Raw genomic sequence first — 17,742 nt, forward strand, 5'->3', positions numbered from 1 at the left:
TCTACTCCTTTAAAGATTAAAGCTACTGATAGCAATTGATTATATTAGGGAATAAAAGTATTGAAGTGGACGTAGGTGGAGGAGAACCAACCGCGCGTTGGTTCTGCAGTGAAAACCAGCGGACTAACCCAGTTAGTCATGCCGGTCTAATCTGCTTTAAGATGCCACCCCGCTCAAGCCCATTCTGGAATCCCTATGCGTAGCACTGACCTAATGGCACGGCCCCTGGCTCTTTTGCTAGCCTTCGTTTTAACGATAGGTGCTACCGCGTTTGCCCAACAAGCCGAAACTCCAGCCCAGCCGGCATCTCCAGCCACCCCCACTGTGCTTGATCAAAGCACACTCGGACAAATGTCCAGCCTGGTCGTCAATCATAACGAGACGCTGGCAATTGATTTCGGTGCCCTGAATAACGGCATTAACCTGACAGGCAACCTTACCAATAACGGGTCCATATACGCCTATTCAACCAATCCCAATGTCACTGCCGGCTCGATAGGCGCCAACAACATTTTCAACGGCGGATTAATTACATCCGTTATGCCGACAAGCGGCATTCCCGGACTATCTTTGGATTTATCTACACTGGTAAGCAACTTCAGTCTCAACCTGAGCGCCATAAACAATATCGTAAATGCCGGAACCATAGCCAGCGCTGGAAATTTAAGCCTGACGGCCGGAGGCACGATAACCAACGCGGCAACAGCAGCAAATATGTCCGCAATCCTCTCGGCAGTCAATAACATCAACATGACAGCCAACAACATAATGAACAGTGGCGTGATTGCCGCTATGCAAGGCAATATCAATATCGCCTCGCAAGTAGCTTCCAATTTGGTGCTCAACAATATTGCCGGACAACTTTCCGCCCTCAACGGTCAAATCAACCTACGCGACCCAAGTTTCGCCGGAAAATTCAACATAAGCGCATTGGGAGGAGACTTCCTTGCACAGCAACTGAACGCCTATTCAGGCGAGGGCATTGTCAGTATAGACGTAGGGCGCCTTGTCGGACGGGTAAACGTTCAAGCCGGAGATCTGCATATCGCATCGGCTACAGACAACTTGAATCTCGGCGATATTACACTAACCGGCGATCCAACTTTCTACAACACGGCCGGTGACGTGACTATAAGCGGCAATCTGGGAACCTTCGCTTCGCCATTGACTGTCTTAGCGGTAATTGCCAGTGGCAATATTGTGACTACTGCAGGAGCCGGCTCCATTGATACCCACAACGGATCGGGATCAGGCGGAGCTATTACCATGATCGCCGGGGCTCAGTTCACTTCCAGCGGTCCGGCATCCGGCAGCAACGATGTTTCATCAACACTGACAATTACCGGCGCTTCGGCAACCGGAGGCAGAATCGATCTTTCCTCCGGCACAGCAATTACCTCTTTGACTTCCGCCTCCACTGGCGGAGGCGGAGCAGGCGGCGCCATTCAACTCCTGGCATTTGCCGGTACAGCGAGTAATTCCGGCACGATCACTCTGCCGACTGCAGTCACAGTAAACGCCAGTGGCAATGGTGCCGGCAGCAACGGCAACATTACCATCCTGGCCGGAGCAGATACAGGCACCACAATAACGACGGGCGCAATAACATCCAGTGGCGGAGCGGTCAACTCAGGCAGCATTACAGTCAAAACAGCGCAGCCGATACTAACCAGCGCCGCAGTGACTATTAATCCGGGCGGTGCCATAGGCGCAGGCGGATTTGCCGCCGGTGCCATTACCGGAGCCTCGCTATCCACGTTGGCATTACTATCAGGAGGCGGCACCATAATAGTAGCCGCCGGTAATAATGCCACCACGGGCGCAATTACGAGCACTGCTACCGCCTCCGGAAGTGGTGGCACCATCAGCATCAACACCAACAGCGCAACAAGTTTCAATGTCGGCGGCGGGGGATCCAATGGTTCAACAGGCGCCATAGTAGCCAATGCCCTCACCTCCGGACAAGGCGGCAGTATATCCATTACCAACAACGGCTCCGGTGGTATCACACATAACACTTCCGCCAATTTAAGTGTGACTTCAGCAGGAAATGGTCGAGGTGGCTCTATCACGCTAGACGCTCTAGGTAACGGTATCACTGGAGCATTGCAACTGGGCACTGGTGGAACCGCAGTCACCATCAGCGCCAATGCGTCCGGTTCAGGTTCCGTCGGTGTTGCACCAAGCAACAACATTAAACTTGTCGGCTCAACCTTAAGCTTCAGCACTAATGGACTTAATCTCAATGCCACAGGAGGCACGACTGGAGCCGGTGGCAAAGTTTCCGTTGAAGTGATCGGTGGCACAATAACTGCCGGCACAGCCACAACGCTCAAAGTCAGCGCCATCGGAGGTAGTACATCAGGAGCCGGCGGCAGCATCACATTGAGTTCAAGCGGAACATTAACAGTGACGCCCGGCGCCAACTTCTCCGCCAATCCGACAAACGGAGCAGGCGCCACTTACAGCTTAACTTCTACCGGAGCGGCCGTCTCAGTAACTGCAGCTCTCAGTGCCAGCGCAGCAGGAGGAGGCGGTGGAGCCGGCGGCACCATCACAGTCAGCGCAGGAACTACCGCAGGATTCACCGGAGCGCTGAGCGCCAATGCGCTTGTCAGTGGTGCCGGCGGCATCATTCAAATCGACAGCAACAGCGGCACTGCCTTCAACGTAGGCGGCTCGGGGACGCAAGGGACAAGCAGCACAATAAGTGCCAATGCCGTCAGCGCCGGACAAGGTGGACAGTTATATATAACCAATAACGGCACAGGTGGAATTACACACAATACAAGCGCCAACATAAGCGTCAGTTCCGCCGGCAACGGACGAGGTGGAGTGGTATCACTCGACGCCGTAGGATCCGGCATGACCGGTGCTCTCACATTAGGGACTGGTGGTACAAGCGTGACTGTATCGGTCAATGGCTCCGGCTCCTCTTCCGTCGGCAGCGCCGTCACAAATAATATTTTCCTGAAAGGCTCGACGCTTGCCTTCAGCACCAACGGGCTGCAGCTAAATGCAAATGGAGGCACAACAGGGCAAGGCGGCAGCATCTCCGTTGAAATAATAGGCGGCACACTGACTGCCGGTACAGGAACAACGCTGAGGGCCAGCGCCATAGGTGGCAGCACATCAGGGGCGGGCGGCAGCATATCACTTATATCCAGCGGCGCTCTGACGGTCACACCCGGCGCCAACCTGACAGTAGCCCCAACCAACGGCGCCGGTGGCACCTATCAATTTACTTCCACCGGTTCATCGGTAACGGTTTCAGCGGCACTAACGGCCAGCGCCAGTGGTGCCAATGGCGGAGCCGGAGGCAACATCTTCGTAAATGCATGGACCACCGCCGGCTTCTCTAGTACAGTTTCCGCCACTGCCGCAGGTTCGACAGGCGGAAATGGCGGCACAATAAGCATCACCACTAATAGTGCATCCCCGTTCAATATCGGTAGCTCCTCCTCACAAGGCACAAGCGGAGCAATTTCCGCAAATGCGGCGGTCAGTGGACAGGGTGGCATTGTCACCATAACCAATAATGGCTCAGGCGGTATCACTCACAATACAACCGCCAACTTAAGTGTCACGTCGGCAGGCAATGGGCGAGGCGGAGCAATTACTCTTGATGCTTTAGGGTCAGGACTGTTAGGAACATTACAACTAGGCACCGGCGGCACCGCCGTCACACTCACAGCTTCAGCCAGCGGCTCAGGTTCAGTCGGAACAGCGCCGGATGCCAACATAAAACTAAAAGGTGCTTCACTCACTTTTAGTACTTCCGGGCTCCAGCTAACTGCAACCGGTGGTACCACTGGTGCCGGAGGCGTGATTGACGTTGAGCTTACAAACACTGCACTCACCGCCGGTACAGCAAGCACTCTACGAGCAAATGCCGGAGGCGGTAGCACATCAGGAGCTGGTGGTACAGTGACGCTCAACGCAAGTGGCGCCCTTACCCTCACGCCGGGTTCCAATCTGACAGCCAACCCAACTAATGGTGCCGGTGGCACTTATAACTTTGTATCCAGCACATCTTCCGTCACGACTTTGGCCGCGCTGAGTGCCAGTGCCGTAGGTGCCGCTGGAGGCAACGGCGGCAACATAAATATCACAGCCGGAGCCAATGTCGGCATAACTGGAGCACTTAGCGCTAATGCGCTTGTCACCGGCTCGGGTGGCACCATTTCACTAACCAGTAACAGCGCCACTACATTCAACATCGGTGGATCCGCAACACAAGGTACCAACAGCACGATAAGCGCCAATGCCGCAAGCACCGGACAAGGCGGCAAAATATCCATTACTAACCACGGCAATGGTGGCATCACACACAATACCACTGCCAATCTCAGTGTCACATCAGCGGGAAATGGTCGTGGCGGCTCAATACTGCTCGATGCTGTAGGCAGCGGCCAAACAGGTGTCTTGCAGTTGGGCACCGGCGGCACACTTGTTACGCTTGTCGCTAGTGCCTCCGGTTCAGGCAGCATCGGCACGGCACCTGAATATAATATCTTGCTCAAAGGCTCAACACTGAACTACAGCACCAACGGATTGCAATTAACCGCTGACGGCGGAACCACGGGACAAGGAGGCAGCATTTACGTAGAGGTTTCAGCCAACACGTTAACCGCCGGTGCTACATCTACTGTGCTCATCAGTGCAAAAGGTGGCAGCACATCCGGATCCGGCGGTGCAATTACGCTCATTTCCAGTGGCGATCTTACAGTCACCCCGAATGCAACGAGATTCACGGCTGCACCAACCAACGGCGCTGGAGCAACTTTCAACTTAACTTCCACCGGTGGACTAATCGAAGTAACCGCAGCCATGAACGCAAGCGCGCAAGGGTCCGCCGGCGGCGCAGGAGGAAATGTGTACGCCAGCGCTGCTAAAACAGTCGGCTTCACCGGGTTGCTAACTGCAAACGCTGCCGGCAGCGCTGGCGGCAATGGTGGCACGATTTACATCGAGAGCATTAGCAGCGAGCCGTTTGATCTAAATCACTCCGGCGTACAGGGTACGACAAGCCGTATTGAAGCGGAAGCTGCTGTGAGCGGGCAGGGCGGCTCAATTACAATTATCAACAACGGCACTGGCGGCATCTACAATCATGCCACCAACAACCTTAGTGTTGCTTCAGCAGGCAACGGACTAGGAGGCAACTTGACACTTGATGCCGTAGGCAGCGGCACCGGCGGAACGATTCAAATAGGCACCGGCGCTACAGCGGTCACCATATCGGCCAATGCATCGGGATCTGCTTCCGTAGGTGTAGCCTACGAAAATAACATTACGATCAAAGCAAAAACACTCACCTACAGCACCAGTGGAATGGACTTAACCACCACCGGCGGTGCCACAGGGCAAGGCGGCTCGATATACGTGCAATTGATTGGCGACAACATTAATGTCGGCACGGCAACAAGCGCTCGATTCAATGCCGCCGGGGGCAGCTCGTCAGGGGCAGGCGGGCGCATTGACATACAAACAATGGGCTCACAAGCAATTACAGTCGGTTCAAATTTCAACGTCGCCCCAACAAACGGTAATGGCGGCTCCTATAATCTGACATCACTAAACAGCTCAATAAACATTAGCGGTGGCAGTCTTTCCGCTAATGCCGTTACATCCGGCTCCGGCGGCAACATCACCATATCAGCAGGACTCGACAATTCAACAAAAGGCGGCTTGTTGAGCTTCTCCACAGCCTCTTCAACCTTGACTGCCAATGGAGTCGGTTCAGGTAGTGGCGGTAATATCAGCATTAGCGTCAATAGTTCATTGCCTTTCAATATTGGCGAAGCCGGTCTTAATACCAACGGCACAGGCGCGGCGATCTCTGCCAATGCCGGTGTCACCAGCGGCAGTGGCGGTTCAGTGAGCATATACAATTACGGCAACGGCGGTATCACATTGCCCGCCAATAACATTTCCGTAACGTCTTCCAATGGTGCCGGCGGCACAATAATCTTGGATGCGACTGCCGGCACAGTAGACGGTCCGCTCAACTTAGTAAATGGCGGCATACTGTCGGCCAATGCCACAGGAAATGGTAATGGCGGAACAATTAGCCTTTCTGCATCGTTAATAAACTGGGCTGCCGCCACCGCACCTGGACTAACGCTCAATGCCAACGCCGCCGGCACAGGCAACGGAGGCATTGTGTCCATAACAACTACCGACAGCCTCACTTCCATCACCATTGGTTCTGCAGTCATGCAATTTACAATAAATGCTGTCGGCGGTTCAATATCGGGCTCAGGCGGACAATTAACACTTTCGTCAGGCAAAGACATTACAGTCAATGTAGGTTCGTTGAGCCTCAATCCTGTCTCCGGCAGTGGTGCCAGTTATACATTTACGGCCGGCACGAATGCTGCTGCCACTAGCGGCAACATCGCCATTAACGGCGGCAGTTTGTTTGCCGATGCAATTGCCGGCGGTGCCGGCGGTATAGGAGGCAGCGGTGGTACAGTAACAATTATTGCCGGACAAAACAATACAACGGGTGGTGGCATTCTATCTTTCGGTTCAAGTTCGGCCACTGTTACAGCCAACGGCACAGGCACCCTATCCGGCGGACAAGTAAGTATTACTACCAACAGTTCCACTACCTTTAACATCGGTTCCGCTTCCACGGGAACCAATGGCACTGGTGCAGCCATTGCCGCCAAAGCAGAAGGCTCAAGTGGTAACGGGGGCTCAATTACAATCAAGAATAACGGCACTGGTGGCATCACGCTGCCTGGTTCCAATTTGCTTGTTACGGCAGCCAATGGTGATGGCGGCACAATCATTCTTGATGCAGCAAGTGGTGCCACAGCGGGCGCCCTGACAATTACAACCGGCACGGTACTTTCCGCCAACGGACAAGGAGATGGCGCAGCAGATGGCGGGCTAATAGGTCTCAAAGGTAGCTCCATAACTTGGGTCGGCAGTGCAAGCCCGGCGTTAACACTCAACGCTAATGCTTCCGGCACTGGTAACGGCGGCCAAGTAATAGTAACTACAACCGGCACCACAAGCGACTTGACGATTGCCTCGTCAGCCACAGGCTTGGTAATAAACGCACGAGGGGGCTCCATCCAATCAGCTTCCGGCAATGGCGGAGCGGTGACCATATCCGCAGGCAGAAACTTGTCGATAACCACTGCCCAGCTATCAGCTAATCCATTAGGATTTAACGGAAGCGGAGCGCAACTAACATTTACTGCCGGTGCAACTGGGACCACCGGCAATCTAGTCATTACAGGAGCGCTGGCAGTAAATGCAGTTGGTGTCGGCAACGGCGGCAATATAAGTCTTACATCGAAGTCTGCGACCACCTTCAATGTTGGTGGTGGCGGCGCCAATGGCACGAGCAGTTCAGTTAGCGCCAATGCGGTTACAAGTGGACAAGGCGGCACGATTTCTATAACCAACAATAGCACCGGTGGCATTACTCACAACACCTCAGCGAATTTAAGCGCAACATCTGCAGGAAACGGTCTGGGCGGCAGCATTATTCTTGATGCTGTCGGCACGGGCAGCGGCGGTGCGCTGACACTAGGCACAGGTGGAACTGCCGTTACCATTTCCACAAATGCCGTCAACTTGGCATCAGACGGCAGTGCTCCAACCTACAACATCAGGCTGAAAGGCACCACTCTCAGTTTCAGCTCCAACGGTCTCAACTTAAACGCCAATGGAGGCGTAGCCGGCAAGGGTGGAACTATCTCAGTTGAAATTACAGGCGGATCGGTCACAGCCGGTACGGCAACGACGCTGAAAGCTTCGGCAGTAGGCGGCACTCGTTACGGGGACGGCGGTAACATATCCGTCAGTTCAAGTGGTGCGCTTACGGTGACTACAGGGGCAAATTTCACTAACAGTCCAACGGACGGCAGCGGCGGCATATATAATCTTGCTTCGACTGGCGGAGCAGTCAGCATATCGGGTGCGATTAGCGTCAGCGCCGTAGGTAGTGTCGGTGGAATAGGCGGCACAATTTCAGTTAGCGCCGGTACCACTGCAGGCTTCTCCAGTACAGTCAGCGCCAATGCCTCCGGTTCACAGGGCGGCAATGGCGGCACTATTTCCATCAGCAGCACCAGCGGCACTACTTTTAACATCGGTGGTTCGTCCTCACAAGGAACAAGTGGTGCCATATCGGCCAATGCCTTAGTCAATGGACAAGGTGGCACGATTTCCATAACCAACAATGGCACAGGCGGCATAACGCACCTCACGTCAGCCAACTTGAGCGTGTCATCAACCGGCAATGGTCTTGGTGGTGCAATCCTACTCGACGCATTAGGCTCAGGTCCCAGTGGCACTTTGGTATTAGGCTCTGGTGGCACAGCAGTGACAATATCCGCCAATGCTTCCGGTGCCGGATCTGTGGGGGTTAGTCCTTCCAACAATATTAGGTTAAAAGGAGGCTCCCTGACATTCAGCACTAACGGGTTGGTGCTTGATTCAAATGGTGGCACCACAGGCAATGGTGGCAACATATCCGTACAAGTCACTGGTGGAACAATAACCGCCGGCACAGCTACGACTGTCATGATTACAGCTGAAGGAGGTAGCACATCAGGCAACGGGGGAAGCATCTCACTTTCTGCCAGTTCAACCCTGACCGTAACTACCGGTGCCAACTTTAACGCCGCGCCAACGGACGGAGCAGGCGCCAACTACACACTTGTTTCAACCGGTTCTTCCGTTAGTGTAAGTGGTGCTCTTTCAGCTAGTGCAGCAGGGAGCATCGGCGGAGCTGGAGGAACAATCAGTATAAGTGCCGGCACCACTGCCGGTGCCTCAAGCACTCTCGCTGCCGGCGCCGCCGGCACACAAGGTGGCAATGGCGGCAGTATTTCCATAACAAGCACCAGTGGCACCACATTTAATGTCGGCGGCTCAAGTTCACAAGGAACAAGCGGCGCCATCACCGCTAATGCCGCAGTCAACGGCCAAGGCGGCTCGATTTCTATAACCAACAACGGCACAGGCGGCATTACTCATAACACAACGGCCAATATCAGTGTCACGGCAGCGGGTAACGGCAAAGGCGGGTCGGTTAGCTTGGACGCTGTCGGATCCGGGTCAGGTGGTCCTTTGCAATTGGGGACTGGCGGCACATTATTGACAATAGACACAAGCGCCATTGGCTCAGGCAGCATGGGCACCCAGCCGACAAACAACATTTTTCTAAAAGGCACCACTCTTAGTTACAGTTCAAGCGGACTACAATTGACAGCCGATGGAGGCACAACAGGAGCCGGCGGCAAAGTATATGTGCAAGTTACAGCCGGTACTCTCACAGCCGGTACAAACTCAACCATCAAGGTTCATGCCGAAGGCGGCACCACATCAGGAGCCGGTGGTGCAATAGCACTCATTGCCAGTGGCACTCTGACGGCCTCCCCACAAGCCACGCGGTTAACAGCAGCACCAACCGACGGTGACGGCGCCAGTTACACTTACATCTCAACCGGTTCATCAGTTGTCGTTACTGCCGCCATCAACGCCAATGCCCTGGGACCAAGCGGCGGCAAAGGCGGCAACATCACAATTGAAGCAGCCACTACAGCCGGACTGACAGGACTTGTGCGTGCTAATGCTAAAAATTCCATCGGCGGCAATGGCGGGACCATTACCATTACGACCAATAGCAGCACCGCTTTTGCCGTCAATGCTTCGGCAGTCCAAGGCACAACTGCAGCCATCGAAGCAATCGCAGCAGGCGACGGACAAGGCGGAACAATAATTATTACGAACAACGGCATCGGTGGTATCACAAACAACACCAACGGCAATATAACAGTCACTGCCGCCGGCAGCGGCTTAGGTGGCGTAATTGTTTTGGACGCCATAGGCACAGGACCCGGTGGGCCGTTGCAGATCGGCACCAGCGGCACCGCCGTTACCTTGTCAGCCGATGCCGTCGGATTCGGCGCAGCGGGAAGTGCCGCAACCAACAACATAATTCTCAAAGGAACTACCCTGAGCTATGCCACAACCGGACTCGTTCTGAGCGCAACTGGGGGCACCAGTGGCGATGGCGGTAAAATAAGCATTCAAACAACCACAGGCGGACTCGTTTTAGGCACAGCTTCCAGCATACGGATCAACGCCACCAGCGGCAGCACATCCGGAAACGGCGGCAGCATCACTTTAAATTCCGCCGGCGCGCTAAACATAACCACAGGAGCAAATTTCACCGCTGATCCTGTTTCCGGCGTCGGTGCCACCTACAGTCTGACTGCTTCAGGCGCAATAGGTATTAGCGGTAATCTAAGCGCTAACGGTGTGGTTCTCGGGGGCGGCGGAACAATAACCATAAATTACAACGATGCTTCAAATTCGTTTGTCGTCGGCGGTGTGGTCACCAATAGTGGTATCACCGGCAATTTAACGGCCGACTCCGCAGGTCAGGGAGCTGGTGGAGGGACAATTACCATCAACAATTCGGCGTCCGCCAACTTAGACATATCATTGACGGGCTCAATCTCTGCAAGCACCACATCGGGAACGCTTGGACAACTCAATTTCAGCAAGCCGGGACAAACAGTGCAAATTCTCGGCACGGCAGGCGCCGGCAGCTTAGCAGGATTTGTCAATGCAACAGGAAGTGTCATAAATATTCAAACTCAAGCTAATAGCACTACACTCACTCCCGGAACCATTACAAGCACAGCAGGAGCTCTAACCTTAAGTGCTGCCGGTTCAGGCTCCAGCATTCAACTCCTAAATCAAGCGGCAATTAGCGGAACTGGCGGCACTGTCACGCTATCAGCACCAACTATCAATATCGACTATATTGGTGCTTCGCATATCACGACTGTCGGTGGAGCAGCCCTCACTCTTAATTCATCGACGGGCTCATCGCTGACAATTATTAGCCCCTCCAATTTCGGCGCCACTCTCAACACTAATGGCGGTGCCATTACCATTGCGCCCGGTGCCGGACAGAACCTCATCTTTGCTAATTCAGGCAGCATTGCCACCACTCTCAGCCTAACGGGTGCAACAGTCGCCATAACCACTAGCGGAACCGCATCAACCACCATTAACAGCCTGGTCAATGTAACCAGCAGCAACAATATCGTTCTAACAACCAGCCAGTTGAATTTGAACAATGCCGGACAAACAAACCTAAGCGTTTCCGGTGCTGCAACAATTCAAGTCACTTCACCCACAGGACAAGCACTGACCATTCAAACACCATCAGGTTCATCGGCAGCCATTGGCACAGCAGGTGGCTCGCTGACAGTCTCACCTATATCCGGACAGAATCTTTTCTTTGCCGTTTCCGGTGGCACAGCCGGTACTCTCAACTTAAATGGCGGTGCGGTCAATATCACAACAGCCGGCACAGCAACAACAACAATAAACAACTTCGCCACTGTACAAAGTAACAACAATGTTGTTGTAACAACCAGTCAATTGAACTTGAATAACGCCGGCAATACTAATCTGACAGTTACCGGCGGTACAAACACAATCCAAATAACCTCACCTTCTGCTCAGACCCTAACAATCCAGTCTCCCTCAAGCTCATCGGCAACTATTTCAACAGCCGGTGGCGCTCTAACAGTTGCTCCATCCTCCGGACAAAATTTGATATTTGCTGCCTCAGCAGGTGCCGCCACCACACTTAATCTTAGTGGAGTCGCACCCAGTATCTCAACAAGCGGCACAGCGACTACAACCATCAATAATTTTGTTACCGTTTCAAGCAACAACAATATGACAGTTACGACAAGGCAACTAAACCTGAACTATGCTTCAGGCACAAGTCTGAGCGTCTCCGGCGGCACAAGTACAATCCAAATAACATCACCAAGCGGGCAGTCCTTAACAGTACAGGCAGACTCCGGAGCCTCATCAACTATTGCCACTGCCGGCGGCGCCATCACCATCTCGCCTAATGCCGGACAAAATCTTGTATTTGCCAACGCCGGCGGAATTGCTGCCACCATCAACCTAACAGGAGCAGCAGCAGGAATTAGTGTCAGCAGTTCAGCTACAGTAACGCGTTCCGGGGATGTAACCATAGGCGGCAGCACGCTCAATTTCACATCAAGCACTGGTGACATTGGTTCGTTGGGCACCAACATTAAGACATCGACAACGACACTTTCCGTGAACAATTCCAATCCGGCAAGAGCATATTTCAGCAATGCCGGTGCGCTCACTCTGGCTGCATCGTCAGTAGGCGGTGAGTTCGCCGTCACAACAACCGGTAGTAGTGCCAATATCGGCACGACAGGCGCCATCACATCAACCAACGGACTGTTGAGCCTCACAGCTAATGGAACAATAACAACCTCAAATGTAATTTCAGGAAATTCACTGCTCCTGCAAACCTCATCAGGTTCCAACGGTAGCATCGCACTCAATGCCAACGCTACCGGAACAACCGGCGTCACCATCACCACCGACGGTACAGGCAACGTCACCAATCAAGCTGCCACTCAGATTTCCGCAACTAATTCACCAATTTCTATAACTGCCAATGACGTGGCATTTTCCGGCACAGTCAATGCCGGCACCAACACCGTGACACTTCTACCTAATGGTGCAAAATCAATTTCGGTTGCCGGTGCCGGTGGAACTTTCTCAGTTCTTGCAACCGACATAACTGCCGTCACTGCCGGTACCTTAATAGTAGGAACAACCGCTCAAATAGGCGGCTTGACCATTGCCGGTGCGTTAAATGTCTCCGGTGGAGGTCCCAACGGCGTCTTTAATCTTCAGTTCAATAATGGCGGCAACTACACAGCTGCCGGACAGACAATCACGCTAGGCACACGCACCTTAACCGTGACAGCACTAGGCACTGTTGACACGGGAAGCGTCAGTGGCGGCAATACTACCGTGTCTATAACCGGTGGCACCAGCGTAAATGTTTCCGCCGCTGTGACAGTGTCCGGTGGCGGATCTATCACACTTGCCACCAGCAACAATGGCAACATAAGCTTAAGCGCCAATGTCGGGGGAGGAACAACTACGACATTGAACGCCAACGGTACAGGCAACATAAGTCGTTCAGGAGCATTTACTGCCTCGGGAACGACAGTCAATCTATTGTCAGGTAGCGGCACCGTAGGCACAGTCGGCACACCAATACTGACACAAGCAGGCACGCTGACTGCCACAGTAGGCGGAACCGGCACAGCCTTCATATCCAATAGTGGTGCCGTTACCCTTGGCACTTCATCAGTTGGCGGCAACTTCTCCGTCACTACAACCGGCGGATCTGCCACCATGGGCACCAGTGGTAACGTTTCGTCAACAAGCGGTACTTTGTCACTGACGTCCAATGGAACCATGACAATCTCCAATGCAATATCAGGAAATGCCGTATCGCTGACAACATCTTCCGGTTCTAATGGTGCCGTAACACTCAATCACAATGTTACAGGCACAACAGGGGTCACAATAACTACCGATGGAACAGGTAATGTCACCAATGCCGCTACCAGATCCATTTCCAGTACCAATGCCCCTATTACGATAACTGCCAATGACGTAGCATTCTCAGGCACTGTTAATGCCGGTACCAACACAGTCACACTTCTACCCAACGGCACGAAGTCAATTTCCGTGGCCGGTGCAGGTGGAACATTCAGCGTTTTATCATCAGACTTAAGTGCAATAACTGCCGGTACTCTCATTGTCGGCACCACATCAACCGGTGGCGGCATCACGGTTGCCGGAGCGGTTAACGTATCCGGTGCCGGACCAAATGGTGTTTACAATTTGCAGTTCGACAATGCCGGCACATTTACCTCAGTCGGACAAACCATCACCTTGGGCGGTAAAACCTTGACCATTCATGCCCTAGGAACCGTAACCCTCGGCACTGTTGTCGACACATCCGGAAACGTCACTGTAACCAGTAATACGTCGTTCACGCTGGTAACACCTATCACCATGAGTGGTGCTGGAATCGTCAGCATCACCACCAATGGTGGAAGCTCATCAGTAGCTATTAACTCAGATATTTCCACAGCCGGCAACGTCACCATAACCACCAACGGCAGCTCTTCCAATGTAAACATTGCCAATCAAATCACGGCCGGCGGCAGCCTCTCTATCACCGCCAACGGTAATGTAGTTGCTTCCAACACCTTAACCAGTAATTCGCTGTCCATCCAAACATCGACTGGTTCCAACGGCAGCGTCACATTCAACCAAAATGCCAGCGGAACAAACGGCGTCACAGTGTCAACCGACGGCACCAGTTCAAGCATTACTGTTGCCTCCACCAGGACAGTCGGCTCATCCGCCGGCGACATTCTCTTCACGACCGCCAATGCCACCATCAACGGCACCGTCAGCACCGGCAAGACTGATGGCAGCCTAACAATTCATAGCAATGCAGCGCTTCTCTTGAGCGGCAATGGAACCTTGGAAGCGACAGGCGGGGGCTTCCCGTCCATTCTTGCCGAGGCAACCGGAGCCAACAGTTTAACAATTGCCGGCTCATTAAACTACAATGCTTGCGCATCATGCCTTGTCGCCTTGCAATCAACAAGCGGCTCGGTAGTGTTTAACAGCAGCACCACACAAACAGGCAATAACGGCCTCTACTTCCAATTTATAGCACCACAAATTACCTTTAACGGCACTGCCACCATCAACAACACAGATGGTTTCATGGATCTAACCGGCAATACTTCAAGCACAACAATTACTCTTGCCGACAATACTACCGTCAATGTAAATCTGGCATCAGGAACGGCATTCATTGGTTCGTACACGTCTCAAGCGTTAGCAATAAACAAAACAGCCGGCGCCAACTCGTCCACACTGCAAATCAACAACGAAGTACAAACATTCTCCTATGGCGCCAATACTACAATTGCCGCCGGCGTCGTCCTTTCTTCCAACAACAATATAACCGTAAGCGTCGATGGCGGCACGCTAAACTTGAACGGATCGCTGACTTCCTCCGCTACAGATGGCGTCATTGCCATAGGCAGCCTCGACGCCAATACGACGCTAGCGGGCACGCCGCAAGCAGTCACTGTTACAGGCGGAGGTAATCCAACTATTCTTGTGCAGGCAGGCGGCGGCGGGCATAACTTGAACATCAACAGCTCCTACAATTTCAACGCCGGTCTCAATGGTACTGTCGTATTGACGGCTGATACTTTGACGGTCGCCACCAGCGTCACCGCCCAATCTACCAACAGCCCACTCTCCTTTGTCGGTCAAAACATCAACCTGGCAGGCGGCGCCGTCATCACCGGCTCCCACGGTGTGTCCTTCTTTGCCTCAGGCGGCTCAAACACTCTGACTGTAGTATCGCCGGACATGACCTCGGCTCAAATCTCGTCCGGTTCCGGACAAGTACAATTCCAAGGACAAAGTGTTGTCTTTACCAAATCAGCAGGTCCGAACACCACCTTCCTCAATGTAAACAACTCTCCTGTATACATACAGTCCGTCAACGGCAATGTGACAATTGACTCCTCAGTCACGGTTAGATCCAACAACGATATAACATTGCAAGCAAACAACGGTGTCAGCCTGAATATCAGCGGCGCTTTGGAATCGACCAAGAATAGCGGCATCATAAACATTTCCGGAACTGCCGGCATGACGATAGGCGGCTCGTCTACAGGCACCATTAAGGTCTCCGGCACCGGCGCCAACTCCATTTCCGTTATTGGCTTCGACAGTGGTCTTACACTCAACAACTCACTTATCCTTGATGCCGGCAGTTCCGGCTCGGCTCTCATCGGAGCTGCCGCCGGCAACATGACGATAGCTGCCAACAAAAACATCACTTTTGCCAATTTAACTGCAGGCAGCGTACAAGCGACAACTCTTTTGCTGTCCGGCAACAACACCATTACAGGTAGCAAGACTTCCGGAACTGCTCTGTCAATTTTTTCTCCTAATCCAAATCCATTCACCCTTCTCTTGCAAGCCAACACCTCCTCTACATTTGCTTCCGGCGGCGGCGCAATAAATATCTTTTCGCCAAAAAATGTCACTATCGGAATTAATGGCGGCGGTCCCACAGATACGGCCACTCTCAATTTGACAGGCGGTCCTGTTACCATCACCTCAAATCAAGGGACAACTATTATTAGTCCCAGAGTGACAATCAATTCCCAAAACGACCTCACCTTCAACGTCAATCAAATTACCGTTGGTTCAGATGGTCAAATAAATACTTCCCTCGGCTCCATTACCTTAATTGCCGCCACCGGCACTATCAGCATCGGCAACAACGTAACCATGTACGCCAACGAAGGCAATTTGACTATTCAAAACACAGATGCCTCCGGTGGCACCATTGATATTGCCAGTGGAGCCGACCTGACCGGCTTCACCCTAAGTAATCCCGGACTGGGATTCGTCAACATTGTCATAGGACCTATTCCAAGCATGCCTGTTGTAGGTAGCGTGCCGGCCAATGTCACACTCAATCAGTCGGGTGGCGGTGTCATATACTTCGGCACAAACAGCATCAATGCTGCCGCTCCGAACAATACCCTCAACGCCAAAGGACGCAACATCATCTTCAACACAGGTGACCAGGGTCCGGCAGCCATAACCATCGGCGGCAATGTAACTATCACTGCCGATCCCCCGGAATTTGCTGCTTCACAGACTGGCAATTCGGCAGGTCAGTTTGCATTTTCCAACTTAAACAGTATTGCATCTACCGATTCAACCAGTATCACCAACCGTAATATTGCCACCACGGTCATACCATTTGATACCAGTCCTTCATCTACGCTGCAATCTATTGTAAGCGACGACACAATCAACAACGTCGTAACCGAAGCCCTGGAACAATCAGGCATTCTCAACGAACGCAAGAAAATTGAGCAAGAAAATTCCGGCAATCCTTACGAACCAATTAGCTACTCTTCATCGGTAATACCGAAGAAGATAATTCCACCAACTAACCAGAAAGGGCTATACACATTAGAAACGGACAACGCCTTAATTAAGTGTATTCAGGGTGCCAAAATCTCCGTGAAAGACGGAGGCATAATTAGTGTCAAATCAGGAGAAGCCCTCATCGTTACCGGAAATAACCCGCAATGTGTAGATGTCGGTTCAAGGCAAATCTTCATAGGCAGTTCAGCGGCTGTAGTAGTCAGTTTTGATGGTGAAATTCTAAAAGTTACCAACCTGTACGACAAAAATTTGCATTCTGTATTTGTCACGGTCAGCAACGGCAGAATTCCATTAGGCTCCGGTCAAGAAATAATTATTGCCGCTGACAACGAGTCCATTTCCGGCGAGATGAAACAAGACAGACTAGGCAGACGTCATACAAAATCACATGTCCTGCCATCGACAAAATGTTTGGCTCATAGCGAAATCTCGTTGGTGTCGCTACTGGAGAACAACTCCACAGTTAATCAACTGGTATTGAGCCGCGATCCCGACGACCGAGCATTGGCTAATCGCGTTTTGAAAATGGCAGCGTGTCTGATGATGGCTACAACCAAGCGCGGTCCATATCAAAGCAAGTAAGCATGCAAATTCCACAAGAATTTCACGATTCAGATCTAAACTGTTACTGTCTCAATTTACACCTGAAGTGAACTTTTAATCATTTATAATTTGAAAACTCACCCATTTGAGGGATAGAAAGTTCATAATAGATATAGTGGAGCGGTAGTGGCAGTGGTTTCCCAATGGGGCGTTCGCGACGAGTGCAATGAGCAAGTCCAACGCTAGTTGGATGCCTTGTCTTATCGGCGTAGCACCTTCAATACCCCT

At 52.5% G+C, this 17,742-nt stretch carries 1 protein-coding gene; it reads left to right on the top strand.

Annotated features, from left to right (window positions below; translation table 11 throughout):
- The first annotated feature begins 213 nt into the window (after positions 1–213).
- Positions 214–17,493 (top strand): hypothetical protein, encoded by a 17,280-nt coding sequence (locus K2Y22_13535; GenBank protein ID MBX9879477.1) that lies wholly within the window; start codon positions 214–216, stop codon positions 17,491–17,493.
- Positions 17,494–17,742: the final 249 nt, after the last annotated feature.

Source organism: Candidatus Obscuribacterales bacterium, from assembly GCA_019744775.1.
Classification (GTDB): Bacteria; Cyanobacteriota; Vampirovibrionia; order Obscuribacterales; family Obscuribacteraceae; genus SBAT01.